General features: G+C 63.9%; 23 protein-coding genes and 2 pseudogenes. 10 read left to right on the top strand and 15 right to left on the bottom strand.

From position 1 onward, the window contains the following. Window positions 1-93: 93 nt before the first annotated feature. A complete protein-coding gene (locus tag CJU94_RS27305; RefSeq protein WP_095421738.1) occupies window positions 94-1,149 on the bottom strand; it encodes a LacI family DNA-binding transcriptional regulator in 1,056 nt (351 codons plus the stop codon). 197 nt (window positions 1,150-1,346) lie between these two features. Here CJU94_RS27305 and CJU94_RS27300 point away from each other — a divergent pair, with 197 nt between their 5' ends. The 5 genes from CJU94_RS27300 (at window position 1,347) to CJU94_RS27280 (ending at window position 7,636) form a co-directional block, all read left to right on the top strand. Further along, a complete protein-coding gene (locus CJU94_RS27300) occupies window positions 1,347-2,372 on the top strand; it encodes a TRAP transporter substrate-binding protein (RefSeq protein WP_095421737.1) in 1,026 nt (341 codons plus the stop codon). Window positions 2,373-2,434: 62 nt separating this feature from the next. Next, window positions 2,435-4,321 carry a TRAP transporter large permease gene (locus CJU94_RS27295; RefSeq protein WP_095421736.1) on the top strand — a complete coding sequence of 629 codons (1,887 nt, stop codon included), beginning with the start codon at window positions 2,435-2,437 and terminating at the stop codon, window positions 4,319-4,321. Between the two features lie 104 nt (window positions 4,322-4,425). After that, window positions 4,426-4,965, top strand: coding sequence for a VOC family protein (locus CJU94_RS27290; protein ID WP_007178289.1), 540 nt, complete (start codon window positions 4,426-4,428; stop codon window positions 4,963-4,965). After that, window positions 4,962-6,260 carry a ribulose-bisphosphate carboxylase large subunit family protein gene (locus CJU94_RS27285; RefSeq protein ID WP_095421735.1) on the top strand — a complete coding sequence of 433 codons (1,299 nt, stop codon included), beginning with the start codon at window positions 4,962-4,964 and terminating at the stop codon, window positions 6,258-6,260. Before CJU94_RS27290 ends, CJU94_RS27285 begins: the two co-directional genes overlap by 4 nt. Before the next feature lie 26 nt (window positions 6,261-6,286). Beyond that, window positions 6,287-7,636 (top strand): four-carbon acid sugar kinase family protein, encoded by a 1,350-nt coding sequence (locus tag CJU94_RS27280; RefSeq protein ID WP_095421734.1) that lies wholly within the window; start codon window positions 6,287-6,289, stop codon window positions 7,634-7,636. A 50-nt stretch (window positions 7,637-7,686) separates the two neighbouring features. Here the strand turns inward: CJU94_RS27280 and CJU94_RS27275 are convergent. The 12 genes and pseudogenes from CJU94_RS27275 to CJU94_RS27220 form a co-directional block, all read right to left on the bottom strand. After that, window positions 7,687-8,031 (bottom strand): annotated as a pseudogene (locus tag CJU94_RS27275) (SDR family NAD(P)-dependent oxidoreductase); the annotation flags it as partial. Window positions 8,032-8,182: 151 nt separating this feature from the next. Then, entirely contained in the window at window positions 8,183-8,338 is a 156-nt protein-coding gene (locus tag CJU94_RS27270; protein ID WP_095421733.1) for a DUF3309 family protein, read from the bottom strand. 152 nt (window positions 8,339-8,490) lie between these two features. Beyond that, a complete protein-coding gene (locus CJU94_RS27265; protein WP_095421732.1) occupies window positions 8,491-9,717 on the bottom strand; it encodes a YbfB/YjiJ family MFS transporter in 1,227 nt (408 codons plus the stop codon). A 95-nt stretch (window positions 9,718-9,812) separates the two neighbouring features. Further along, window positions 9,813-10,427, bottom strand: coding sequence for a TetR/AcrR family transcriptional regulator (locus CJU94_RS27260; protein WP_095421731.1), 615 nt, complete (start codon window positions 10,425-10,427; stop codon window positions 9,813-9,815). Between the two features lie 117 nt (window positions 10,428-10,544). Beyond that, window positions 10,545-12,182, bottom strand: a complete 1,638-nt coding sequence (locus tag CJU94_RS27255) for an MFS transporter (protein ID WP_095421730.1) — start codon at window positions 12,180-12,182, stop codon at window positions 10,545-10,547. 7 nt (window positions 12,183-12,189) lie between these two features. Continuing rightward, window positions 12,190-12,576 carry a DUF3303 domain-containing protein gene (locus CJU94_RS27250; RefSeq protein ID WP_425272199.1) on the bottom strand — a complete coding sequence of 129 codons (387 nt, stop codon included), beginning with the start codon at window positions 12,574-12,576 and terminating at the stop codon, window positions 12,190-12,192. A gap of 400 nt (window positions 12,577-12,976) precedes the next feature. Next, complete coding sequence (locus tag CJU94_RS27245) at window positions 12,977-13,261, bottom strand: hypothetical protein (RefSeq protein WP_095421727.1); 285 nt, start codon at window positions 13,259-13,261, stop codon at window positions 12,977-12,979. Between the two features lie 88 nt (window positions 13,262-13,349). Continuing rightward, the gene (locus CJU94_RS27240) at window positions 13,350-13,628 is read right to left on the bottom strand and encodes a hypothetical protein (protein ID WP_095421726.1); all 279 of its coding nucleotides are present in this window, start codon (window positions 13,626-13,628) and stop codon (window positions 13,350-13,352) included. Between the two features lie 696 nt (window positions 13,629-14,324). After that, window positions 14,325-14,531, bottom strand: a complete 207-nt coding sequence (locus tag CJU94_RS27235; RefSeq protein WP_095421729.1) for a hypothetical protein — start codon at window positions 14,529-14,531, stop codon at window positions 14,325-14,327. Window positions 14,532-14,847: 316 nt separating this feature from the next. After that, window positions 14,848-15,057 carry a hypothetical protein gene (locus CJU94_RS27230; RefSeq protein WP_095421728.1) on the bottom strand — a complete coding sequence of 70 codons (210 nt, stop codon included), beginning with the start codon at window positions 15,055-15,057 and terminating at the stop codon, window positions 14,848-14,850. Between the two features lie 183 nt (window positions 15,058-15,240). Further along, window positions 15,241-15,525: a hypothetical protein gene (locus CJU94_RS27225; protein WP_095421727.1), complete on the bottom strand. Its 285-nt coding sequence runs from the start codon at window positions 15,523-15,525 to the stop codon at window positions 15,241-15,243. An 88-nt stretch (window positions 15,526-15,613) separates the two neighbouring features. After that, the gene (locus CJU94_RS27220; RefSeq protein ID WP_095421726.1) at window positions 15,614-15,892 is read right to left on the bottom strand and encodes a hypothetical protein; all 279 of its coding nucleotides are present in this window, start codon (window positions 15,890-15,892) and stop codon (window positions 15,614-15,616) included. A gap of 415 nt (window positions 15,893-16,307) precedes the next feature. On the opposite strand from CJU94_RS27220, the gene CJU94_RS27215 reads away from it, so the two are divergent. Next, complete coding sequence (locus tag CJU94_RS27215; protein ID WP_095421725.1) at window positions 16,308-18,503, top strand: serine/threonine protein kinase; 2,196 nt, start codon at window positions 16,308-16,310, stop codon at window positions 18,501-18,503. 57 nt (window positions 18,504-18,560) lie between these two features. Here CJU94_RS27215 and CJU94_RS42595 read toward each other — a convergent pair whose 3' ends face one another. Further along, a complete protein-coding gene (locus CJU94_RS42595) occupies window positions 18,561-19,211 on the bottom strand; it encodes a formylglycine-generating enzyme family protein (RefSeq protein ID WP_425272232.1) in 651 nt (216 codons plus the stop codon). Between the two features lie 546 nt (window positions 19,212-19,757). Beyond that, window positions 19,758-20,444: pseudogene (locus CJU94_RS42590) on the bottom strand (caspase family protein); the annotation flags it as partial. Window positions 20,445-20,925: 481 nt separating this feature from the next. On the opposite strand from CJU94_RS42590, the gene CJU94_RS27205 reads away from it, so the two are divergent. The 4 genes from CJU94_RS27205 to CJU94_RS27190 all read left to right on the top strand — a co-directional run bounded on the left by CJU94_RS27205 (window position 20,926) and on the right by CJU94_RS27190 (window position 24,156). Next, window positions 20,926-21,429 carry a DUF4399 domain-containing protein gene (locus CJU94_RS27205; protein WP_095421723.1) on the top strand — a complete coding sequence of 168 codons (504 nt, stop codon included), beginning with the start codon at window positions 20,926-20,928 and terminating at the stop codon, window positions 21,427-21,429. A 47-nt stretch (window positions 21,430-21,476) separates the two neighbouring features. After that, entirely contained in the window at window positions 21,477-21,911 is a 435-nt protein-coding gene (locus CJU94_RS27200) for a DUF4399 domain-containing protein (protein WP_095421722.1), read from the top strand. Between the two features lie 283 nt (window positions 21,912-22,194). After that, on the top strand, window positions 22,195-22,476 hold the full coding sequence (locus CJU94_RS27195; RefSeq protein ID WP_095421721.1) for a hypothetical protein: 282 nt from the start codon (window positions 22,195-22,197) through the stop codon (window positions 22,474-22,476). Window positions 22,477-22,701: 225 nt separating this feature from the next. Then, window positions 22,702-24,156, top strand: coding sequence for an efflux transporter outer membrane subunit (locus CJU94_RS27190; RefSeq protein WP_095422819.1), 1,455 nt, complete (start codon window positions 22,702-22,704; stop codon window positions 24,154-24,156). Window positions 24,157-24,186: the final 30 nt, after the last annotated feature.

Below are 24,186 nucleotides of genomic sequence, written 5' to 3'. Positions count from 1 at the left end.
CTCCTTTCGTATCGAAGTATGAATACGAAAGTGATTGAGCATCCCGCGTGCCTGACCTGCCATGCGTGACCAGCCGGTAGCGTCGTGGCAATGTCAGGGCAAATTTTCCCGCAGAACAATGCTGAATTGCACCGGCTTCACGTCGCTCAATGGGTCGCGCTTCTCGCGTACGTTGCGGAAAATGCGCAAACAATTTCCCACCATGGCTTGCGGCGTTTGAGTGATCAGCGCATCCATGGTGCCGTCGATCAACAATGCGCGCGTGTCCGGCGTCAAGCCGTGACCGACGAACAGAATCTTCTGTTCAGAGCGTGCTTCGACAAGCGCGCGCGCCACGCCATCCGATCCTCCGCCGCTGTTGTAGATGCCGGCTAAATCCGGATGTTGTTCCAGTAGCTTGCGCGTCTGCATATAGTTGCGCTCGCTGTCGTCGTGTCCTTCGCGCAAGCCGATCACGCGCACTTGTGGAAACGTCGATTCGATCAAATGCAGAAAGCCGATTTCGCGTTCCTCATGCCCACGATAGTTGAGGCTGCCCGCGAGCATCGCGATCTTTCCGCTCGGACGGGGGCCCATGAAGCGCCCGAGCAGCAGCGCGGCCGTGCGTCCTGCCGCACGATTGTCGATACCCACATAAGCCAGCCGCCGCGCGTTCGATAAATCCGAAATCAACGTGATGGCCGGCACTCCCTGACCGGCCAACGCATTCACGGCATCGCGCACCACGGGGTGTTCGAGCGCCATGAACACCACGCCGTCCGCACGCTGTCCGTAGTGCAACAGACGGTCGGCCAGTTCCTTCGGGTTGAAACTCTCGACATAGTGCACGCGGCACTTCATGTCCAATGCGTTCCACTGATCGTGGGCGAAGTCGATGTAGTCGCCGAGCATGCGCAAGTAGCGATTGGTGCCGGCGGGCAGCAGAAACGCGATGCGCATCGGTTTCGAGGCGGGCACGGCAGGCGCCTGCGGCGTGAGCAGATAGCCGAGTTGAGCGGCCGCTTGCAGGACGCGTTGCGCGGTCACGGCGCGCACGCCTTCGCGCCCATTGAGCACGCGGTCCACCGTGGCGGTTGAAACACCGGCGGTGCGCGCAATGTCGGGAATGCGCGCGCGCGCGGCGGCGGTGAGGTGAACCGTTTCGGACATAGCCGTCCTTCATAGAAGGGAAGTCCATCAAAAAACATCAAGTCCGCGGTTTGACAGCGCTTGCCGCGCACCCCTAGTCTTGCAGCTATCACGCGACGACTCAACACCGGCGACTGGAAATCAAGGTGGTTGAACAGGCGATGATGGTTTTTGATGGATTCGACAGTCACATCAATTATAAGCAAGGAGACGCTCAAATGACCAACCTCGCGAGACGCACCGTTCTGCGTGCGGCAGCCGCTGTGCCGGTAGCCGGCGCGCTGGGCTTTCCGGCGATCGTGCGCGCCGCGTCCGGCCCGGAGTTCGTGTTCAAGTACGGCAACAACCTGCCGCTCACGCATCCGTTGAACGTGCGCTCGCAGGAAGCCGCGAATCAGATCAAAGAGGCGTCGAAAGGGCGCATGGAGATCCGGATATTCCCCAACAACCAGTTGGGCGGCGACACCGACATGCTCGCGCAGGTGCGCAGCGGCGGCATCGAGATGTTCACGCCGTCGGCGCTCGTGGTGTCGACGCTGGCGCCGTCGGTTGCGATCAACGCGGTCGGCTTTGCGTTCAGCGACTACAACCAGGTGTGGAGCGCGATGGACGGCAAGCTCGGCGCATACGTTCGCGCGGCGATGCAGAAGGCCGGCCTCGAATCGTTCGAGAAGATGTGGGACAACGGTTTTCGTCAGACCACGACGAGCAATGGCCCGATCACGAGCGCGCAGACCATGCGCGGTCTGAAGATTCGCGTGCCGGTGAGTCCGCTCAGTATCGATATGTTCAAAGGGCTCGGCGCCGCGCCGACCAGCCTGCAGTTCAGCGAAGTCTACTCGTCGCTGCAAACGCATATCGTCGATGCGCAGGAAAATCCGCTGCCGATCGTGCAGGTCGCCAAGCTCTACGAAGTGCAGAAATACTGTTCGCTGACCAATCACATGTGGGACGGCTACTGGTTCGTGCTGAACCCGCGCGCGTGGCAACGCTTGCCCAAAGATTTGCAGGGCATTGCCAGCGACGCGTTCAACCAGTCGGCGCTCAAGCAGCGTGAAGACGTGCGCAAGCTGAACGATGCGGCGGTCGCGGATCTGCAAAGCAAGGGTTTGTCGATCAACCGTCCCGCGCCGGACACGTTTCGGGCAGCGCTGCGCCAGGCGGGCTTTTATGCCGAATGGAAAAGCAGGTTCGGCAATCAGGCGTGGGACCTGCTCGAACAATCGGTCGGCAAGCTGGCCTGAGCGTGTTGCATACGGATGAGCCTGAGACGAAGCGCGGCGAGCGGCCGCGAGGAGGCAGCAGGATGTCGAATCACGCATTGAATCCGGCGGAGGCGGGCGTGCCGTTGCATGCCGCGAGCACGCCGCGCCGCTGGCTGAGGAGTTTCGATCGCGGTCTGATGGCGCTCGTCGAAGTGTGCGCGGCGGCGCTGCTCGCCGTGGAGATCGTCGTGATGCTTGCCGGCGTCGTGAGCCGCTACGTGCTGCATCAACCGCTCGTCTGGTCCGATGAACTGGCCGGCATTCTGTTCCTGTGGCTTGCCATGCTCGGCGCCGTGCTCGCGTTGCGGCGCGGCGAACATATGCGGATGACGGCGCTGGTCAGCCGCCTCTCGCCGCAACGGCGCGCGTTCGTCGATACGCTGGCGATCGCGGCCTCGATCGCGTTGCTCGCGCTGCTGATCGCGCCCGCGTACGACTATGCATCCGGCGAGGCGGCGATCGTCACGCCCGCCTTGCAGATCAGCAACGCGTGGCGCGCGCTCGCCTTGCCGATCGGCGCGGCGCTCATGCTGCTGGTCGGCCTGATGCGCCTCGCCCAGGTAAGCCGGTCGCGCGACGTCGTGATCGTGCTCGCGATGACGGCATTGCTTGCCGCCGTGGTGGTGTTCGCCGGGCCGTGGTTTCAGACGCTCGGCAAGACCAATCTGGTGATCTTTTTCGTCGGCGTGGTGGCGGTCGGGATTTTTTCCGGCGTGCCCATCGGCTTCTCGTTTGCGCTTGCCACGTTCGGTTATCTGGGCCTTTCCACCTTTACGCCGCTCGAAGTCGTGGTCGGCCGCATGGACGAGGGCATGTCGCATCTCGTGCTGCTGGCCGTGCCGCTCTTCGTCTTTCTCGGCTTGCTGATCGAGATGACCGGCATGGCGCGCGCAATGATCGAGTTCCTCGCGAGCCTCGTCGGTCATGTGCATGGCGGCCTGTCGTTCGTGCTGATCGGCGCGATGTATCTGGTGTCGGGCATTTCCGGTTCGAAAGTGGCGGACATGGCGGCGATCGCACCGGTGCTGTTTCCGGAAATGAAAAAGCGCGGCGCTTCCGAGGGCGATCTCGTCGCGCTGCTCGCCACCACAGGCGCACAAAGCGAGACCATTCCCCCGAGCATCGTGCTGATCACGATCGGTTCGGTAACGGGTCTGTCGATATCCGCGCTCTTCACTGCGGGCATGCTGCCGGGCGCGGTGCTCGCGCTGATTCTGTGCGTGGTGGTGTGGTGGCGCTATCGCAAGGAAGACCTGAGCGGCGCGCAGCGTTTCAGCAAGCGTCAGATCGGGCGGTTGTTCATCGTGTCGCTGCCCGCGCTGGCGTTGCCGTTCGTGATTCGCATGGCGGTGGTCGAAGGTGTGGCGACGGCGACGGAGGTGTCGACCATCGGCATTGCCTATTCGACGCTGATCGGCCTGCTGGTGTATCGCCGCTTCGAATGGCGGCGGCTTGGCCGCATGCTGGTGGATGCGGCGACGCTGTCGGGCGCGATTCTCTTCATCATCGGCTGTGCCACTGCGATGGCGTGGGCGCTCACGCAATCGGGCTTTTCGCAGGATCTCGCGCAACTCATGGGCTCGATGCCCGGCGGCGCATACGGTTTTCTCGCGGTGTCGATCGTCGTGTTCGTGATGCTCGGCAGCGTGCTCGAGGGAATTCCCGCGATCGTGCTGTTCGGGCCGCTGCTCTTTCCCATCGCGCGGCTCGCGGGCGTGCACGAAGTGCATTACGCGATCGTGGTGATTCTCTCGATGGGCGTGGGCCTCTTTTCGCCGCCGTTCGGCGTGGGCTACTACTCGGCCTGCGCGATCAGCAAGGTCAATCCGGACGCCGGCATTCGGCCGATTGTCGGCTATATGGGCGCGTTGCTCGTCGGCCTGATGCTGGTCGCCGCAATTCCCTGGATTTCGATCGGGTTTCTCTAAGCCGGTCTCTCAAGTTGATTAACAGGTTCGACCTTCGGGCGCTGCGTCCTCGCCGCGCCGGGGTGTCGCTCGTCTTTTCAAACCCGCAGCATCGGGAGAGTTTCATGAGTCGTTTCTTTGGCGAAATCCGGCAGGCAGGCTACGTGGTTCGGGATATCGAGGCCGCCATGGACTATTGGAGCCGCGTGCTCGGCGTGGGCCCATGGTTTTATAACGAACGCGTGCCGATTGAAAACTATACGTACCGTGGACAAACGTATGAGGTGCATAACTCGGTTGCGCTGGCGAACTCCGGACCGCTGCAGGTCGAACTGATCCAGACGCGTAACGACGCGCCCTCGATGTATCGCGACTTTCTCGCCGCCGGCCATACCGGTTTGCAACACAACGCGTACTGGACCACCTCGTTCGACGCGGATCTCGCGCGCCTGCAGGAGCAGGGCTTCAAAGTCGCGATGAGCGGCGAAGTGGGGCGCAACGGTCGCTTTGTCTACTTCGACACGGAGAATCATCCCGGAACGGTGATCGAGTTGTCCGAGATCGCCGGCCCCAAGGGCAAGCTCTTCGACATGATCTACGCGGCGTCGCGCGACTGGGACGGACGTGAGCCCGTGCGCCGCTTTCCCGATCTGGGCACGCTATGAGCGCGGCGCTGCAATCGCAGACCGTCTGCGACGACACGCTCGAGGCGGACTATCTGATCGAGACGCCGCTCGACCCCGCGCGCGTTGCCGACGTCATGGCCGGCGAGCAGTCGAGCGGCACGTTCGTGCGCGTCGCCAACGAATCCGATGCGCTGCGGGCACGCAGCCGCGCGAGCGTGCTGCGTGTCGAAGCGCTGGAGGCGGCGGCACGGCCCAGCTTGCCGAACGCATGGCTCGAGCGTCAAGGCACGCCGGGGCCGTGGCGGCGCGCGCGCGTCACGCTGTCGTTTCCGCTCGCCAATATCGACGCGAATCTGCCCACGCTGGCCGCGACCGTCGCGGGCAATCTGTACGATCTCGGCGAAGTGACCGGCATGCGGCTTCTGTCGCTGCGCTTGCCGGCTTCGTACCGTGCGCGTTTTGCATTGCCCCGGCATGGCGTGGCGGGGACGCGCGCGCTGACGGAAGTCAGCGACAGGCCGCTGATCGGCACCATCATCAAGCCGAACGTCGGCTTGAGCGCGGCGGAAACGGCGGCGCTGGTGCGCGACCTGTGCGAAGCCGGCGTCGATTTCATCAAGGACGACGAGGTGTGCGCGAACCCCGCGCATGCGCCGCTTGCCGAGCGCGTGCGGGCGGTGATGTCCGAAGTGCGCGGCTATCGTGAACGCAGCGGCCGGCCCGTGATGGTCGCGTTCAATATCACCGACGAGCTCGACGCCATGCGCCGTCACGCGGAACTGGTCGAACGCGAAGGCGGCAGTTGTGTGATGGCGAGCATCAACTGGTGCGGCTTTTCCGCGATCCAGTCGCTGCGCCGCGCGACGCCGCTGGTGCTTCACGCGCACCGCAACGGCTACGGCATGATGTCACGCGACCCGGCGCTCGGCATGTCGTTCCAGGCGTATCAAACGTTGTGGCGTTTGAGCGGCGTCGATCATATGCACGTGCACGGTCTCGCCGGCAAATTCGCCCAGAGCGACGCCGAGGTGATCGAGTCGGCGCGCGATTGCGCGACCCCGCTCGCGCCCGGCTGCGACGATGTCGTACTGCCCGCGTTTTCGTCAGGGCAGTGCGCCGGCACCGTGCAAGCGACCTTCGACGCGGTGCGCTCGACCGACTTGCTGTTCATGTCGGGCGGCGGCATTCTCGCGCATCCGGACGGCCCCGCCGCGGGCGTCACGAGCGTGCGCCAGGCGTGGGCGGCCGTGCAGGCCGGCACGCCGCTGCCGGTGTACGCCGAGCACATGCCGGAGTTGCGGCGCGCGTTGGCGTTTTTCGGCAGCCGCACGTGAACACCGCACACGGGACCGAACACACGATGAACGGCGTGCGCGGAATGAACGGCCACGGGCCGGCTTACGCGTTCTACGGCGATGACTTCACCGGCGCAACCGACACGCTGGCCCATCTCGCTCGCGCGGGTTTGCGCACCATGCTGTTCTTTTCCCCGCCGGATGCCGCGCGTCTCGCCATGCTCGGCCGGCTCGATGCGATCGGCGTGGCGGGCGCCGCGCGGACCATGGCGCCCGCCGCGCAGCGGCAGGAACTTCAGCAGGCCGGCGCCGCTTTTGCCGCACTCGGTGTGCAGGTGATGCACTATAAGGTGTGCTCGACGTTCGATAGCGCGCCGGAAACCGGCAGCATCGGCGTGGCGCTTCGCACCTTGCGCGAGTACTGTGCGAACGAACTCGTCGCGGTGATCGGCGGTCAGCCGAATTTGCGGCGCTATTGCGTGTTCGGCGAACTGTTCGCGGCAGCCGGCGCGGACGATAGCGCGCAGTCGATCTATCGCATCGACCGCCATCCGACCATGAGCCGCCATCCCGTCACGCCGATGAACGAAGCGGACTTGTGTGTGCATCTGCGGCGCCAGGGGCTGGACAATGTGCAATCGATCGACTGGCGCTGCTATGCCGCCGGTGAGTCAGCGCTTGAAGCACAAGTGCGGCGCCGGCTCGATTCGAAACCCGACGCGTTGCTGTTCGACGTCCTCGACGATTCGCATCTGCAAGCGATTGGCCGCGTGATCGCGCGCCACGCCGCAGCGTCGGCGCCGTTGCTTGCGGTAGGTGCGAGCAGCGTCGCGCAGGCTTACGCACTGGCGCGCAAGCGTACTGCCGAATGCGCCGCTGCTGAGCGCGCCACGCCACCGCTGGCGCGTGCGCGCGGCCCCGTGTTCGTGTTGGCGGGCAGCCTCTCTCCATTGACCGAGGTGCAGATCGGCGCGGCGCAGTCCTATCTGCGCGTGGAACTGGATCCGTTGCAAATGACCGGCGAGGCGGCGTCCGATTATCTGGCGACGCGTGTGGCGGCAATCGCCGGCCCCTTGCGCGACGGACGCAACGTACTCGCGTACACGACGCGCCGCCCGTCGGGCGAAGGCGGTGCGTTGCCCCGGCTCGCGCACGCCTGTGCGTCGCTGTTGCAACAGGTGCTCGGCGCCGTGCGCTTGCAGCGCATCGGCATTGCGGGTGGCGACACGTCGAGTCTTGCCGTGCGCGCGCTGGGCGCATGGGGCCTGTCGTATCTCGCGCCGCTATCGGCGGGCGTCACCGTGTGCCGGCTTCACGCCGATCGCGCGGAACTCGACGGCATGGAGATCATGCTTAAAGGCGGCCAGATGGGCGATACGGATCTCTTCGAACAACTGATCGCCGGCAACGGCTAGCCGTTGTCGCCGAAACCGGGGTAGAGCGTCATGCCGCCGTCGACGAACAACGTCGTGCCGATCTTCTGCCAATCTTCCAGCGTCATTTCGGCAAACGCGCTGTCTTTTTGCAAACCCGAGTTCGCGACCACGATGTCGACGCTTTCGAAGCGCGCACGGCATGCCGCGAACATCTTCTCGACCTGTAACGGATCGGAGACGTCGGCCTGAACCGCGAGCGCGGCGCCGCCTGCTTTCTCGATCTCGCCGGCAAGCTGTTGCGCCGCTTCGGCTTGCGAGTGATAGTTCACGACGACAACCGCGCCTGCGTCGGCGAGCGCCTTGGCGACACCGTAACCAATGCCCGAACTGCCGCCCGTGACTAGAGCGACCTGATTTGCGAGTAATTTTTCCATCGCTTCTCCCGGCGTGACACAGCGGCAAGATGGGTCGAGCGTCGACATAGCAAGGCCGCCGGCTATCCGTGCAGCAAACTGCAGGGATAGCCGGCGGCCTGCGACCCAGCCTGGAAAATACGGATACTCCGAAATGCTGCGGCGGCGAAGACTATATGACGCCGACGATCAGCAACACGATCACCACGATCACGACAAGGCCGATACCGCCGGTCGGACCATAGCCCCACGAACGGCTATGCGGCCACGAGGGAAGCGCTCCGATCAGGAGAAGAATCAGCACGACTAGAAGAATAGTTCCCAACATATGAATGACCTCCGCCTGGTTGATAAGATCTGTCTTCACGACAGCCACGCAGGGCCCGGTGTGGGCGCTTCTGCGTACGGCAGTATCGATGTCATGGTTGAGCAAACCGCATGCCTAAGGCGAAGGGGCGAGCTGGAAATCGGCTAGCCCGGTTACTGCGCCGGATTGCGTGCAGCGCCGGGACGCGGCGCAACCAGATCCGCGACGAACGCGAGACTCAGCGCTATCGCTCCGCAAGTGAAGATCAACGTGTAATCGTTATGCGTATGCGAGAACAGGTACGAATAGCCGTAGCCACCCAGCGCCTGGAAGAGCGCGAAGGCGGTCGTCGCGCGGCTCCACGCTGCGCGCTGTTCGGTGTGATCGTGCGGCACGAGTTCGTGAATGCGTCCGAGCACGAGCGGCACGATGCCCGGTGTGAAAATGCCGAGAATCACGGTCGAGACAGCCAGCGCCGCCGGGCCGCCTGACAAGGCGAGCAGGCCGACGGCGCCGGCTTGCAGAACCAGTCCGACGCGATACGCGTTGCCGAAGCCGATGCGATCGGCAACGTTGCCGCAGATCACCGGGCCGACGATCGCAGCGAGGCCGTACAGGACCCAGTAGTCGGCGCCGATCGCAGCGCCGCGTCCCAAGCCACGGGCGACGTAGTCGACGAGCAGCACCATCGCCGGGACGAGGCCGAGGGCGTTCGCCGCGTATTGGGCGTACAGCACGCGCAGCGTCAAGCCTTGAACGCGCACCGCGTGATGCGCGCCGGCCGGCGCGAGCACCGCGGGCGGATTCGTTGCGGGCCAGCCGAACCAGCTCACGGCTGTGAGCGCCAGCGCCACGCCGCCCAGGCCGATCCACGTGGTCTGCAAGCCGAAGTGGAGCAACTTCGGAATCAACGTGCCGGATGCCGCGATGCCCAGGCCGAGTCCGAGAAAGATCATGCCGCTCACGAAGCCACGGCGCGGTGCCGGAATATGCGGAAGAATCGACGTGGCCACCAGCACCATGATCGCGCCGCCGGAAATGCCCGACAGCAAACGCCACGTAAAGAACCAGCTCACCGAAAGCGGATACGCGCAGGCGAAGAAGGCGGCTGTCACCACAACCATCAGGATGCGCAACGCGCTGCGGTTCGACAGCGCGGAGGCGAGCGGCCTGCCGATCAACGCGCCGACCAGATAGCCGGCGAAGTTCGCCGCGCCGAGCGTTACCGCTTGCGACGAGGTGAACCAGTGGGCCTGGATCAGTGAGGGAATCAACGGCGTGTAGGCGAAGCGGGCGAGTCCGATGGCGACGAGACTGCCGCACAGTCCGGCGAGTGTTGCGAAGAGCGCGCGGGCATCCAGTGAGACCGGACTGGCGGATGTTATGGGTGCAGCGGACATGACGGTTCCTTTACCGGTGCGCGCGCGAATGGCGGCGCTGCCGGATGTCGGTGGTGAAATCGATGTGAAGGGGCGCGCCCAGTCAGGCGCCGGGCTCAGACGTGCGGGTCTTGCGCCGGTAGAGCAGGCAAACCGAGCAGCAGCAAAGCGGGCGCAATCGCGCCGACCAGCAGCGCCGGTTGCGGATTGACCCGCGCGAGGACGCGAACGCCGATCAACGTGGCCAGCAGATGGGTGGCGGCGTCATCGGCGGAAACGACGGCGGTGATCTCGCCGCTCTCGCTCGCCGCGACCATGCGGCGGTAGAAGAACGCGCGGACTTCGGCGAATTCCGTGGCGACGATTTCACGAAATGCTTCGTCGTCCGATGAAGTTTCCAGCGCCGAATTGACCAGCATGCAGCCGCGCTTGCCGGGGTCGGCGAGCGTTCTCTCCAGAATCTCGTGGAAGAACAGGGTGACGCCTTGAGCCGGCGACACGGTGCGTTCCAGGCGGTTGATCCGCTCGCGCAACGTGTGCTCGAGGTAATGCTCCAGCGCGCGCAGATAAAGCGTGCGCTTGTCGCCGAACGCGTTGTAGAGGCTCGGCTGCGTCAGACCGGTGGATTTCACCAGGTCGCGCGTGGTGGTCGCCTCATAGCCTTTGGTCCAGAAGGCCGCGCTTGCGGCTTCCAGCACCTCGTGCTCGTCGAATTCGCGGGGTCTTGCCATGGTGTAGGTCCTTCCTGCATAGCTGACGACCGTTCTGTATCGGTCGATATAGAAAGCGATTATATATCGACCGATACAGAATGCAAGAAGAACATGGCGTGGCGCCAGGCAAGGCCTCTACAGCGCGCTGCGGCGCGATGGAAGGGCGTCTGCCGGGGATTGTCCGTCCGGCGTGAGTTCAGCGTCCTGATAGCTGATTCGCACGGGCGGCACGAACCACGCGAGACACAGTCCGATCAGCGCGGCGGCGCCGGCCACCAGAATGCCGATGTGAATCGACTGCACCAGTGCTTCGCGTGCGGACTTCATCATGGCGTCTCCCGCCTGGCCCGCGCTCACCAGACGATTGATCAGCGCGGCCTGTTCCGCGCGGTCCACCAGCAGTTCAGGACTGGCGAACGATTTGAACCACTGCGTCGCCTGATAGGAGTCGAGCGAGCGATGCACCCCGCGCGAATAGAGATGGCCGAGCAACGCGCCGGTCATCACGGTGCCGAGCATGCCGCCGAACGTCCTCAGCGATTGAAGCAGCGCGGTGGCCGCGCCGACGTGATCCCGCGCGACGATCTGCTGCGAACAGACCGTCAGGCTGGTTGCGACCAGACCGAGCCCGATGCCGCTGATACCCATGCACGACATCCACACCAGACGCGGCTCCGTGCCCCGCAAGACGACCACGCTGAGACAGGCGAGCGCGGACAGCGCAAAGCCGACATACATGATGCCGTTTGCGCGGTGGATTCGTGTGACGATGCGGTTGTTGACCACGCTGCCCACCGTCGTGCCGAGCAGCAGCGGCGTGATCAACATGCCCGAGTCATGCGCGGACATCGCGTAGCCGCCCTGAAACAGCAGCGGCACGTAAAACACCAGCGAAAAGAGCGCGAAACCGCCGAGCACCGACATCGCGAAGAGCGCGGAAAGTTTGCGGTCCATGAGCATGTCCACCGGCACGATCGGATAGCCGACGCGCCGCTCCCATAGCCAGAGAATGAGTCCGCAGGTTGCGCTCAGAATGGCCAGCACGATGGTCGTGGCGTCGAGGCCGCGCCTCGGAAGCAGTTCGATCAGCAGTTGCACCGCGCCGAATGTGACCGCGAGCACGAACGCGCCGAGCCAGTCGAGCCGAACCGGACCCTTGCGCCGCAGATGAAGGAGCGGCGGCAGAAAGCGCTGCACGAACAGCAGCGACACGAGTCCGACCGGCACATTGACGAAAAACACCAGCCGCCACCCGCCATATTGCGTCAACATGCCGCCGAGCGTCGGCCCGATCATGTTGGCGATGCCGAAGGCGGACGTGACGAACACCAGCCAGCGCAACCGCAGTTTCGGATTCGGGAACAGGTCGGCGACAGTGGCGAACACCGTGCCGATCAGAATGCCGCCGCCGATCCCTTGCAGGCCGCGCGCAACCACCAGCAGCAACATGCTGCCAGCGAGCCCGCACAGGACCGAAGCGCCGGTAAACAGAAGGATCGCGGCGATCAGAAACCGCTTGCGGCCGTACAGATCGCCCAGCCGCCCGAAGATGGGAATCGTGATGACGGAGGCCAGCATGTACGACGTGGCGACCCACGCGTACAGATCGAAGCCCTTCAGTTCGGCGACGATGCGCGGCAGTGCGGTGCCGACGATGGTTTGATCCAGCGCCACCAGCATCGCGACGAACGCGATGCCGAGCATCGCCAGCAGCGATTCGCGGAACGGCAGCAGTTGCCCGCTCGGAAGCGGCGCGGCGAGCCCGGTGCTCATGGCGTGCCTACTTGTTGCGAGCGGCCAGATGTTTGCCGAGGGCGGCGCCGAGTTCTTCGTCGGTCATGGCCGGGAAGATGCTCATGGTAAGCAGGTCGCCCCATTCGAGCGCCAGTGCTGAGATGCCGGGGGTGTCGTCCGCTTCGACGACCGCAAAGCCGTGCAATCCGCCGATGGCGTGCCAACGCCCCAGCAATTTGATCCCGTCCGGCGGTTGGCCGCCGGTCTTCATGAAGCGTTCGATGACGGAACTCTCGGCGGTCGGCAGACCGTTCCATTGGACGATGAATTTCATTGCGCGTCTCCAATCCGAATGGGCGATGCCGGCTCGTGGCGCGCTGCCATCGTCGCTGATGGTGGGCGGCGCGTCGTGGCTGCGGCGCGTCGCGATCACTGCTGCGCCAGCAAGCTGTCCGGATAGTACGTGCTATTGGCGGACGGCAATGAGAAACCACGTGGCGTCCTAAGCATCATAGGCGAGCGCGCGGCATGCGGCGTCGCCGCGTGCGGACATTCACCAGGCTAAATGAAAAAGCCCTTTCATGGCGAAGCAGCGAAGAGGAATGTTCCCGGGCGCCGGTATCTCCGGCGTTGTTAGTGACAGGCTGACGACGCTCCGCCCGAAATGAAATGAGCGGCTGGCCGGTGGAAAGCACCGGCTGCCGCTCGGGTATATCGTGAAATGTGCTGAGGTCTCTTCGCACTATCAGTATAGGAAATCTGCTCGTGGCTCGCCGGCCGGCGATGGCCTGCCGGCGGTAGCGAGGCCCCCCGGGCCTCGCTACCGCGAGCGCTCAGACGTTGGCGTAGTTGGCGCCCCACAGCGACGGGCTGACGTTCAGGTGCAGCGGCACGAAGCCCGCGCCGATCACGCCGACGTTGTTCAGCGCCGCCACATTGACGTACTGCAACTGGTTGAGGTTCTGGTTCACCGAGACGTTGACGTTGGCAATGCCGCCAAGGCCGGCGACCGAGGGCAGGCCGGGTACGCTGCTGCCGGTGCCGCCGGCCACCGCCGACATGGCGCGGCGGTCGAGCTCGCGGGTGCCGGACAGATCGCGAATCATGAGGGATGACATGGTGCTTCTCCAAAGGTGCGCGCGGGACGCGGGTAATCGGCGGGCGGCAAAGCGCGCCGGGAAGCCGGGCGCCTTGCCGCGTCACGAATTACACGTGGATGTTGTTGCTCGTGGTGACGTAGGGGTTGACCGTCGAGTGGATGCCGGAGGCGAACGCGACGTTGTTGCCGTTGGCGCTCTGGAGATTCAGTTCGTTGTTGATCAACTGGGTGGCATCGACCTTCTTGCTGTTGTTCGGGGCGTAGACGGGGCTGAAGTTGAAGTACGAGGTGGACGGATAGTAGCCGGTGCCGCCGCGCACGGCGCTCATGGCCTTGCTGTCGAGCTGTTCGGTGATGGACAGGTCTTTGATGGTCAGCGTGTTCATGGTGAAACTCCTGGAGGTAAGGGTCACTGGCTTGGGGTGGATTGCGAGCAACTTGTCTGCTCGAGTGTCACTAATGCACGGGCTGTGCCAGTTTTATTCAAGGTTCCTAAGAAAGTGGGAGAAGGCTTGCCGAATAAGGCTTTCGCGCCGCCGTGCCGGATGGGCGAAGACGTGCTGCCGTGCCTGCGGGATGCGAGGCTGACGGCGCGCGCCCGACAAACCGCGTTACGCTGTTGGATAGCGCACGACACTGACACCGTTGAATCGCGCTGCATTGACGTGCGCGTGTTCAGACTTCGAGGATGCGAAGCCGGTGGAAGATGTCGAACGGAGGGCAGACGGAGCGTGCGAGATTCGCGGCAAGGCGACTGGATGCCTTGCAATCCTGCTGTCGCACTGTTGTCAGCACGGATCGCTTAACCGTGATCGTCCGATGCAATCGCGGACCAGATGACTTCGCGTGAGGAGATCATCGGCTTTGACGGTTTCGACGAGCGGCCGTCTAATGAACGTCGTTCAACGTCGGAGAACCGAAGCGTGAGCGTCGAGGCGACGCTGCTTGAAAGGGGTTGCATGAAAGGACGGGGCGCATTAATGAACGACAGGGCCGGACATTCACCAGATCAAATGAACAGGCCCCCTTCACGGCGAAGACGCGCAAGGGGCCCGTTTCCAATTGCGGACATCTCGCGCGTCCTACAGGTAGGTCCCGCCAATGCGTCCTTCGAAGATGGCGGTGTTGATCTCAAAGTCGTCGACATGGCCTAACCCGCCGCGGTCCACGGTGACGACGACGGAACGGCCGCCGCGCAGCGCCTTCATCTGCTCGGCGGTGAGCGTCATGTCGTCATGTGCATGTTCCGCGGAGCGCGGCAGGTCCTTGAGGATGAGTGTGGATTTCATGGCGTTACTCCTGAAGTTGGATGGGCGAGCACAGTGCGGTGCTCAAGCCATGTTCTGCAAGGGCTATGCCAAATTGCGCGCGATGCGCGAGGAAACCGTATGCGAGCCGGCAACGCAAGGCCTGCAAGGGAGAGGCGTCATGCGCTTATCCGCCATGAGGCCCGGTGAAGGTGAGGCGGGATCGAAGTGTTCGGTGAGCGCCGACCAACCGCGTGCGGGTTGTCGGCTAACGGCGCTCCCCTCGCGACACAAGCAAACGGCATGCGTGTGTGACGCGTGCCGCTGCTGTGAACCTGCAGCGCCGCGGGCGGCCGCGCTACGGTTTGCGCTGCATGGCCGCCCGGGCAATGGTCTGGTGCGCTGCGGGAAATCCGGGCGGATATTCGACAACACGTGCCGAAACCGGCACCAGCGGCACGGCCACATTCAGCCGTGCGCCAATCCTGGCGCCGCCGACAATGGCCGCCATTGCCTGGCGGTCGAGTTCGATGCTGTCGGAGAGGTCCCTGATGATGAGATTCGCCATGGTGGCTCCAGGAAAGAAGTCGAGCGGCTGGCCGGTGGAAAGCACCGGCTGTCGCTCGGGTATATCGTGAAATGTGCTGAGGTCTCCTCGCACTATCAGTATAGGAAATCTGCTCGTGGCTCGCCGGCCGGCGATGGCCTGCCGGCGGTAGCGAGGCCCCCCGGGCCTCGCTACCGCGAGCGCTCAGACGTTGGCGTAGTTGGCGCCCCACAGCGACGGGCTGACGTTCAGGTGCAGCGGCACGAAGCCCGCGCCGATCACGCCGACGTTGTTCAGCGCCGCCACATTGACGTACTGCAACTGGTTGAGGTTCTGGTTCACCGAGACGTTGACGTTGGCAATGCCGCCAAGGCCGGCGACCGAGGGCAGGCCGGGTACGCTGCTGCCGGTGCCGCCGGCCACCGCCGACATGGCGCGGCGGTCGAGCTCGCGGGTGCCGGACAGATCGCGAATCATGAGGGATGACATGGTGCTTCTCCAAAGGTGCGCGCGGGACGCGGGTAATCGGCGGGCGGCAAAGCGCGCCGGGAAGCCGGGCGCCTTGCCGCGTCACGAATTACACGTGGATGTTGTTGCTCGTGGTGACGTAGGGGTTGACCGTCGAGTGGATGCCGGAGGCGAACGCGACGTTGTTGCCGTTGGCGCTCTGGAGATTCAGTTCGTTGTTGATCAGCTGGGTGGCATCGACTTTCTTGCTGTTGTTCGGGGCGTAGACGGGGCTGAAGTTGAAGTACGAGGTGGACGGATAGTAGCCGGTGCCGCCGCGCACGGCGCTCATGGCCTTGCTGTCGAGTTGTTCGGTGATGGACAGGTCTTTGATGGTCAGCGTGTTCATGGTGAAACTCCTGGAGGTAAGGGTCACTGGCTTGGGGTGGATTGCGAGCAACTTGTCTGCTCGAGTGTCACTAATGCACGGGCTGTGCCAGTTTTATTCAAGGTTCCTAAGAAAGTGGGAGAAGGCTTGCCGAATAAGGCTTTCGCGCCGCCGTGCCGGATGGGCGAAGACGTGCTGCCGTGCCTGCGGGATGCGAGGCTGACGGCGCGCGCCCGACAAACCGCGTTACGCTGTTGGATAGCGCACGACACACGCCCGCCTCGCAGGCAGCGGGCCAATCCTGGTTTGCGAAAGCACGGGCCTGGAGCTAGTATCGAAGCGGCACATGTAACCGGTTACGACAGGTTTTCTATCGGCCCGAGAGTCTCGGATCGCGTGCGATCCGGCCCAACGGCAGCGGCGGTGCTTCGCACAAATGGCTAGCCTTGCGCGTGTGATTCACGACTTTCAGAACGGCGAGCTGTCCCGTGACGAGTTCGTGGCCCAACTCGACAGCACGTTGACGACCGAAGGACTCGGTCCCACGCAGCTGCTGGATATGCTCGGCGCGGCACATCGCAAAGCGCCGCTCCCCGACGATCTCTATGTGGAAGTGCGGCGGCGCATCGAACAGTTGCGCGTTTCGAACGTGGCGGCCGGCGGCGACGAGACCGGCATCCAGACCACGGTCGAGCTTCCGTCGGTGCGCTCGGCCAGCGCGGGCAGCGGGAACCATTCGAGCAGTGCGTCCAACGCGACGAGCACCGGCGGCGCGGCCGGACACGATCAGATCAAGGGCACGGGCGACACGCTGAATAACCGTTTCGTGCTCGAGGAATGCCTGGGCGTCGGCGGCATGGGCACGGTGTACAAGGCGCTCGACCTGCGCAAGCTCGAGGCTTCGGATCGCAAGCCGTATCTCGCGATCAAGGTGCTCAACGTCCAGTTCCGCGGCAACCCGAATTCGCTCGTCGCGTTGCAGCGCGAGGCGCGCAAGGCGCAGGTGCTCGCGCATCGCAACATCATCACGGTGTACGACTTCGACCGCGACGGGCCGATCGTCTACCTGACGATGGAGTACCTGTCCGGCAAACCGCTCAGCCAGTTGCTGCGCACGCCGGGCTACCAGGGCATGCCGGTGCGCGCGGCGCTGCCGATCGTGCGCGGCATGAGCAGCGCGCTCGCCTACGCGCACGAGCGCGGCTTCGTGCATTGCGACTTCAAACCCGCCAACGTGTTTCTCACGACGAATGCCGAAGTGAAAGTCATCGACTTCGGCATCGCCCGTGTGTTCCAGCGTCCGGAAGAGGAGAGCGACGCAACCGTTTTCGATCCCGGCAGCCTCGGCGCATTGACGCCCGCATATGCCAGCCCGGAAATGATCGAGCACCGCGAGCCGGATCCACGCGACGATATCTACGCACTCGGCTGCATCACGTATGAGTTGCTGACCGGCCACCATCCGTTCGACCGCTTGTCGGCGACGCAAGCCCGCAATGCCGATTTCAAGCCGCAGCGGCCGCCCAATCTCGACGCGAGACAGTGGCGCGCGTTGCGCTCGGCGCTATCGTTCGATCGCAATACGCGCATGCCGAGCGTGGAGCGCTTCATCGCGGAGTTTGATAACGAAGCGCGCGCGGAGAAGTCGGGCACGTTGGCGAAGGTGGGACTCGCGAGTTTCGCGGTGGTGTGCGCGGCCGCGGTCGGCGTGTACGCGTTCCGCTCGGCGCCGAACCGGCAGAACGGGGCACAGACGCAGGCGGGCGCGTCGCAGGCCCTGGCGGAGCAGGCGGCTTCGTCGGCTTCGGGGGAAACCGTGTCGGGCCCGGTTGTCGCGCCCGCGCCGTCACCGCCGGCAAGTCCGGTCGCTGCGGCGCCCGCCACGCCACCGCCGGCAAGTCCGGTCGCGGCCGTGCCCGTCACGCCGTCGGTGTCGCCGCCCGCGCCGAAGCCGGCGCTGACTCTCGCCGCCGTCACATCCGCGCTGACGCAAGTGCCCTGTTCAGCACTGTCGGCCTCTGTACAGGACCACTCGCTGACGGTGCGGGGCTATGTTTCGCAACGCTACGGCACGCCGCATTTGAAGGACACGCTGGCGGCCCTGCCGGGCGTCGATACGCTGACGCTTGCCGTCGACCCGCTCGCCGACGATAAGTGCGACACCGTCAAAGCGCTCGCGTCCTACTGGGTGGCCAATATGCAAGCCGGCCATGTTGCCGCCTTGCACGTGCGGCCGCCAGGCGGTCAGTTGAGCGACGGCGACCCGTTGGTCGTCGACGTCACCACGCCGGGCTACGACTCGTATGTGAACCTCGACTACTACCAGCTCGACGGCAGCGTCGTGCACATGGTGCCGAGCCCGCGCGCAAAGGACAATCAGGCGCCGCCGCACTATGCCGCGACGATCGGCGGCGCCGGCGACTGGATCATTTCAAAGCCGTTCGGATCGGAGATGGTGGTGCTGCTGATTACGCCAGCACCGCTATTTGACAAGCCGCGTCCCGAAAGCGAATCGCGCGCCGATTACCTGCACGCACTCGACGCGCGGCTCGCGCAGATCGGCGGCAAATATGGGCGCGACCACATCGTCGCCGATTTCGCGCCGATTACGACGAAGCCGCGCTCGCCCTGAGCGCGAAGTGTGAGCGCGGCCTGCGGGCCGGTTGTGAACCGGCCGCGGCCCCACAAGTCACTTGAGATCTTTGACGACCCGGAAGCCGTCCTGCGACTGGCGCACACCCGAGCTGTATTTGAAGCGTGTCGCGCTGAGCATATAGCCGCCGCCTTCACGCCACGAACCGCCGCGAATCACGCGCATGTCGCAGCCGGGGGTCTCCCATGCGTGGCCATCGGCCGGCGCGCCCTGGTAGGAGTTGTGCCAGCAGTCGGCGGTCCATTCCCAGACACTGCCGTTCATGTCGTACAGGCCGAGCGGATTCGGTGCGAACGAGCCTGCGGTCTCGGGTCCTTCCTTGTGCCACGGGTCGCCGCAGTCCTTGCAATTGGCGTTGCCCTTGCGCATCTGCTCGCCCCACCAGTAGGCGGTCGTGGTGCCGCCGCGATCGGCGTATTCCCACTCCGCTTCGGTGGGCAAGCGGTACGGTTTGCCGGTGCTCTTGCTCAACCATTTCACGTATTGCTGCGCGTCGTCCCAACTGAGGTCGCGCGCGGGAGCCGCTTTGTTGGTATTGCTTTCGGGCGTGAGCTTCTGACACGCATTGGCGGCAACGCAGGCGTTCCATTGTTCGACCGTCACCTCGTACTTGCCGATCGCGAACGGCGCGCCGATGCTCACGTGATGAACCGGCTTTTCGGAAGGATCGTCGGTGCTGCTGCCCATCGAGAACGAACCAGCGGGCACGGCGATCATGATCGGACAGGTGGCGCAATCGCGGCTTTCGCCGGCAACCGGCGCGTGCGTGACGGGCTTTTGCGCGACCGCGGCGGCGGGGGGCGTGGCCGGCGGGGCGGCGCTGGCGGTGGGCTTGGGCGCTGGCGCGGTGGGCGGCGGCGTTGGCCGCGCGGTTTGCGGAGCCGGTGTTTGATGAGCCGGTGTTACCGAGGACGCAGCGGGCGTGGGCACGGACGGCGCAGTCGACGCGCCCGCCGCGCGCAAACGGTCGATGCGCGCATGAGCGAGCGTGGCGAAGCGGCCGTTCGGATAGGCCTTCAGATACGCCTCATAGTCGGCCGGGTAGTTGCTGTCCTTGATCGAATCCCAGAAGGTGATTTCGTATTGCTCGCTGCTGTCTTTGGGCAGAATGCCTCGGCTGTGCAGTGTGACCACGGGATTGTCCCAGGCAGCGGACGCAGCGTCGGCCATGAAGAAGGATTGAGGAAGCGACGCAGCAAGCCACGGCGCTTGCTCGCCGCCAGTCGCGTCGCGAACCTGCGCCGCGACGCGCTGCAAAAGGTTCGCCAGGGGCTGTGACGCAGCGCTGTCGAGGGCGTGCAGCCATGCATTCGTATAGACGCCATGACGCGCGCCGTCTGCTGCGAAGCCGCCGGGTGCGGTCGCGTAGGCCACTACCGTGTGGTCCGGAAGCGCTGATGCATCGCCCGTCACGTCTGCCGAGAACGGATTGTTCAGACACGTATCGAGGATCACGAGGTTGAATTTGCCGTCACGCGGCGCGCGCATTGCCTGCAACACGGTATTCAGCTCGATGGCGTTGCTGAAGACCGCGGCCGGCAAGCGAGCATCCAGTCCGGCGGGAATGAGCATTGTTTGCGCGCCGATCCGCATGCCGTGTCCCGCGAAATAAAAGAGACCGACGCCGCCTGCCCGCAAGCGTTCATGAAATTCGCCGATGGCCTGCCGCATTTGCTGCGGCGTCGCATTCGTGCGCATGACGACATCGAAGCCGAGTGCCTTCAGCCTGTCGCGCATGGCCTCGGCATCGCGTGGGGCGTTCTTCCGCAGCGCGTCCGCTTGCGCATCATTGCGATCAGCACGATCAGCACGATCAGCACGATCAGCACCGTAAGCGCCGTTGCCGATCACCAGCGCAATTCGCGGAGACGGCGGCTTGCCCCATGGCGGCGCGAACGGCGTGAGCGGCCATTGCGCCATGGGCGCCGCACTCGCGTTCGCCTGGGCGCCCTCACGTTGCGGCGCCGCAAAGGCATTGCCCCAATGCGCCTGCATCGCCCCGGCCATGCACACCAGCATGAATATTCGCCACATCTTCACATCCTGTTTGTTCCGGACAGAACATAGGCAATCGGGCACCGCGCCACTCGCAGCCGTTGCTGGAGTCAGTCGCGCGAAACATCGACGCCGCTATCGACCATCCATCTGCAACCTCTTAATAACGATAGCACGCGCTTTGCGCGCCACAACCGTCCACTTGCCCCGAACGCGTTATACGGTTAACGAGTGTGGCGTATCTTTTTGGCAAGTTACGTCCTAAGCTAATTCACAAAGTAAGGCGGCACGGTCGTTATATACAGGGTGGCCGTCAAACCGTGCGCGCGCCCGCGATATCCAGCCGGACGCCCGGCCTGCCTCGCGCAGCCGGGGTGGCCATGACCGCTCTTCGGGAGAGTGCGCTATGCGAAGAACCGTTACCCCCGTTGTTCTCGACGTGCGTCACGAATCGAATCCTCATCGCGAGGCGCGGCGTAAGGCGTTGCGTGCAACGCTCGTTCTCATGTTCGGCGGTATGGTGCCGGGCGCATTTGCGCTCGCCGAGCCGACGGCCTCGCCGCCGGGCGCGGAGGAGTACATCATCTGGCCGCCGGATGGCGCGGTGATTCACGGCGGCAAGTTGTGGGTGCGCATGGGCCTGCGGAACATGGGCGTGTGCCCGAAAGGCGTTGTGTTCCCGAACACCGGCCATCACCATCTGCTGATCGATACCGATCTGCCGCCGCTCGATCAGGAAATCCCATCGGATCGCAATCACCTGCACTTCGGTGCGGGTGAAACGGACGCGCGTATCGAGTTGCCGCCGGGCAAACACACACTGCAACTCATTCTCGGCGATCACAACCACGTGCCGCACGTGCCGCCCGTGTATTCGAAGAAGATCACCATCACCGTGCTAAAAGACTAGCGCGATCCGTTCGCTCGAAGCGGATCCGTCAGGACGGAGAGACCTCCATGTACAAGATCATCGCGGTCGCGGCGCTCGCCATGTCGGCGGTATTGGCTTCGCCGAATGTCGTCATTGCGGGTACGACGCCGGCACCGGCGGGCGCCCATGCCTATATCGGCTATCCCAACGACGGCCAGGTCGTACCGGCCAACAAGCCGTTCAAGGTGTGGTTCGGCCTTCGGTATATGGGCGTGGCGCCCAAAGGCGTCAAGTATCCGAATACCGGCCACCACCATCTGCTGATCGACACGGATCTGCCGCCGATGGATCAGGAGATTCCGTCGGACCGTAACCACCTGCATTTCGGCGCGGGCGAAACGGAGACGACGATTCAACTTCCGCCGGGCAAGCACACGTTGCAGTTGCTGATGGGCGACGACATGCATGTCCCGCACAATCCACCCGTGTACTCGAAGAAGATCACCGTCATTGCTCGATGACGCCGTGCGCGGCGTGACACCCGAACTGCCTGGTGTGACGCCGCAACCAACAGCTTCACGCGGATTGTTGGCCGCGATCCACCATCTTCCCCGCGCCGGCTCATTGCTCTTTGCCGGGGCGTTCTCCCGGGCCACCCCGCAACCCTTTATCTACAGCGCTTCGGCAAATTTCTTAGGAGAGGAAAGCAAGACTGGCACAGCCCATGCATTAGTGACACTCGAGCAGACAAGTTGCTCGAACCCAACCGCAAACTGTGCAGTATTCCCTTCCAGGAGATTTACCATGAACACGCTGACCATCAAAGACCTGTCCATCACCGAACAACTCGACAGCAAGGCCATGAGCGCCGTGCGCGGCGGCACCGGCTACTATCCGTCCTCGTCGTACTTCAACTTCATGCCGATGTACGCGCCGAACAACAGCAAGACGGTCAACGCCACCCAACTGATCAACACGCAGCTGGACATCCAGAACGCCAACGGCAACAACGCAGCGTTCGTCTCCGGCATCTCGACCACGATCGATCCGCACGTGAGCGCAAGCAACAACATCAACCTGCATTAAACGATGCAGGCCGCCGCGGGGGTCCGATGGCCTCCGCGGGCGCCTACCGGCCGCTCCTCAAAAAGAATTCGCAACCAATCGTTCTTTCCACGCCATCCCCGCGTCACCGCCCGATTCCCGCGCCGACATTCTTGCCTCGCTTCGATGGTGAAGCCGCGCAGGAGATGCTTTACTTAAAGGGCGCGTTCTCCTCGTGCAATGAAGTGGGCGTCATCGGAGACCATTGTGTCAGCGTTGCTTTCATCAGCTCGTCAGCGCTTTTATCGCAGGACACTGGCGCTGCGTTGCGTTTGCGCGGCAACGGTTTGCGCGCTATCGCTGACGGCCTGCGTCGATACGAGCATGCCCGATTACAAGCGTCCCGACACGCCCGCCAAGGCGTCGTGGTCGGATCAGAAGGGCTCGCCCGTCTCGGCTGCGGCGACGATCGAACCCGACTGGTGGAAAGGCTTCCATGATCCCTATCTCGACACGCTGATCGCGAAGGCGATTGCCGGCAACTTCGATATCAAGGTGCTGGCCGCGCGCATCGACGTGGCCGGCACGCAGATCGGCGAAGCCAAGGCAGGCGCCCTGCCGACCATGGACCTCGGCGCCGGCGCCGATTTCGAAAAGACCACCCACCAAACGTTCTCCAAGCAATACAACCTGGCGGCGCAGGTGAACTGGGACATCGATATCTGGGGCAAAGTCGAAAAAGGCGTGCAGGCGCAAAAGGCGGAATTCCACGCCAGCGAAGCGGACTGGCGAGCCGGCTATCTGGAACTGGTGTCGAACGTGTCCAGCACGTACTTCCAGATTCTGCAATTCGACGATCAGATCGAACAGCAACAGAAAACCCTCGAAACGAACCGGCAGATTCTCGCGATTTACGACGGCCAGCGCCGCAACGGCCTCGTGCCGCAAACCCAGGTGTTGCGCCAGCAGGCCGAGATCAACCGCCTGACCAATCAGTTGCTCGATCTGCGCCGTTCGCGCGCGCTTGCCAACAACGCGCTCTGCACGTTGCTTGGCGTGCCGGCGGGCGAGTTTCAGATGCCCAAGGGACATTTGCAGCAGCGCGTGCAACTGCCCGCCGTGCCTGACGGCCTGCCCGCACAACTGCTCGCGCGGCGTCCCGACGTGGTGGCCGCGGAGTTCAGAGTGCTGGAAGCGTACGACCTCGTCGGCCAGGCAAAACTCGCGCAACTGCCGACCATCAGCCTGACCGCGCACGGCGGCACCGCCAGTTTTGCGCTGACCGATCTGCTGAAATCGTTCACGTACGGCTTCATGCCCAGCATCAACATTCCGCTGCTCGATCCCGGCGTGCGGGCGCACGTGAAAGTCACGCAGGCGCAATCGACGGTTGCCGAGCAGCAGTATCGCGTGGCGGTGATGGCCGCGTTCGAAGAAGTGGAAAACGCGTTGGTCAATGTGAATTCGCACAAGGAACAGCGGGTGGAACTGCAGCAGGAAGTGGCGCGGCTGCAAATCGTGGCGGATCAGATCCAGTCGCAACTGCGCCTCGGCGTGGTGTCGCAACTGGAGGTTTTCGAAACCGAGCGAACCTTGCTGGAGGCGCAGCAGGCATTGCTCGCCAACCATCAGCAGATTCTGTCCGACACGGTGCTGCTTTATAAAGCGCTGGGCGGGGGCTGGCCGAGCGTCGACGTACAGACAGAAGTAAAGGAACACTGAGCTAAACCGCAATGTGGCGCGCAACAGGGG

It is taken from the genome of Paraburkholderia aromaticivorans (genome assembly GCF_002278075.1).
Taxonomy (GTDB): Bacteria; Pseudomonadota; Gammaproteobacteria; order Burkholderiales; family Burkholderiaceae; genus Paraburkholderia; species Paraburkholderia aromaticivorans.
Note: the sequence above shows the minus strand (reverse complement) of the source record. Positions and strands in the feature narration are given on the sequence as shown.

What these genes read in the sequence shown, in the direction of transcription:
- CJU94_RS27305 (WP_095421738.1), bottom strand. Translation starts at nt 1,149, where the DNA reads ATGTCCGAAACGGTTCACCTCACCGCCGCCGCGCGCGCGCGCATTCCC.
- CJU94_RS27300 (WP_095421737.1), top strand. Translation starts at nt 1,347, where the DNA reads ATGACCAACCTCGCGAGACGCACCGTTCTGCGTGCGGCAGCCGCTGTG.
- CJU94_RS27295 (WP_095421736.1), top strand. Translation starts at nt 2,435, where the DNA reads ATGTCGAATCACGCATTGAATCCGGCGGAGGCGGGCGTGCCGTTGCAT.
- CJU94_RS27290 (WP_007178289.1), top strand. Translation starts at nt 4,426, where the DNA reads ATGAGTCGTTTCTTTGGCGAAATCCGGCAGGCAGGCTACGTGGTTCGG.
- CJU94_RS27285 (WP_095421735.1), top strand. Translation starts at nt 4,962, where the DNA reads ATGAGCGCGGCGCTGCAATCGCAGACCGTCTGCGACGACACGCTCGAG.
- CJU94_RS27280 (WP_095421734.1), top strand. Translation starts at nt 6,287, where the DNA reads ATGAACGGCGTGCGCGGAATGAACGGCCACGGGCCGGCTTACGCGTTC.
- CJU94_RS27270 (WP_095421733.1), bottom strand. Translation starts at nt 8,338, where the DNA reads ATGTTGGGAACTATTCTTCTAGTCGTGCTGATTCTTCTCCTGATCGGA.
- CJU94_RS27265 (WP_095421732.1), bottom strand. Translation starts at nt 9,717, where the DNA reads ATGTCCGCTGCACCCATAACATCCGCCAGTCCGGTCTCACTGGATGCC.
- CJU94_RS27260 (WP_095421731.1), bottom strand. Translation starts at nt 10,427, where the DNA reads ATGGCAAGACCCCGCGAATTCGACGAGCACGAGGTGCTGGAAGCCGCA.
- CJU94_RS27255 (WP_095421730.1), bottom strand. Translation starts at nt 12,182, where the DNA reads ATGAGCACCGGGCTCGCCGCGCCGCTTCCGAGCGGGCAACTGCTGCCG.
- CJU94_RS27245 (WP_095421727.1), bottom strand. Translation starts at nt 13,261, where the DNA reads ATGTCATCCCTCATGATTCGCGATCTGTCCGGCACCCGCGAGCTCGAC.
- CJU94_RS27240 (WP_095421726.1), bottom strand. Translation starts at nt 13,628, where the DNA reads ATGAACACGCTGACCATCAAAGACCTGTCCATCACCGAACAGCTCGAC.
- CJU94_RS27235 (WP_095421729.1), bottom strand. Translation starts at nt 14,531, where the DNA reads ATGAAATCCACACTCATCCTCAAGGACCTGCCGCGCTCCGCGGAACAT.
- CJU94_RS27230 (WP_095421728.1), bottom strand. Translation starts at nt 15,057, where the DNA reads ATGGCGAATCTCATCATCAGGGACCTCTCCGACAGCATCGAACTCGAC.
- CJU94_RS27225 (WP_095421727.1), bottom strand. Translation starts at nt 15,525, where the DNA reads ATGTCATCCCTCATGATTCGCGATCTGTCCGGCACCCGCGAGCTCGAC.
- CJU94_RS27220 (WP_095421726.1), bottom strand. Translation starts at nt 15,892, where the DNA reads ATGAACACGCTGACCATCAAAGACCTGTCCATCACCGAACAACTCGAC.
- CJU94_RS27215 (WP_095421725.1), top strand. Translation starts at nt 16,308, where the DNA reads ATGGCTAGCCTTGCGCGTGTGATTCACGACTTTCAGAACGGCGAGCTG.
- CJU94_RS42595 (WP_425272232.1), bottom strand. Translation starts at nt 19,211, where the DNA reads ATGGGCAGCAGCACCGACGATCCTTCCGAAAAGCCGGTTCATCACGTG.
- CJU94_RS27205 (WP_095421723.1), top strand. Translation starts at nt 20,926, where the DNA reads ATGCGAAGAACCGTTACCCCCGTTGTTCTCGACGTGCGTCACGAATCG.
- CJU94_RS27200 (WP_095421722.1), top strand. Translation starts at nt 21,477, where the DNA reads ATGTACAAGATCATCGCGGTCGCGGCGCTCGCCATGTCGGCGGTATTG.
- CJU94_RS27195 (WP_095421721.1), top strand. Translation starts at nt 22,195, where the DNA reads ATGAACACGCTGACCATCAAAGACCTGTCCATCACCGAACAACTCGAC.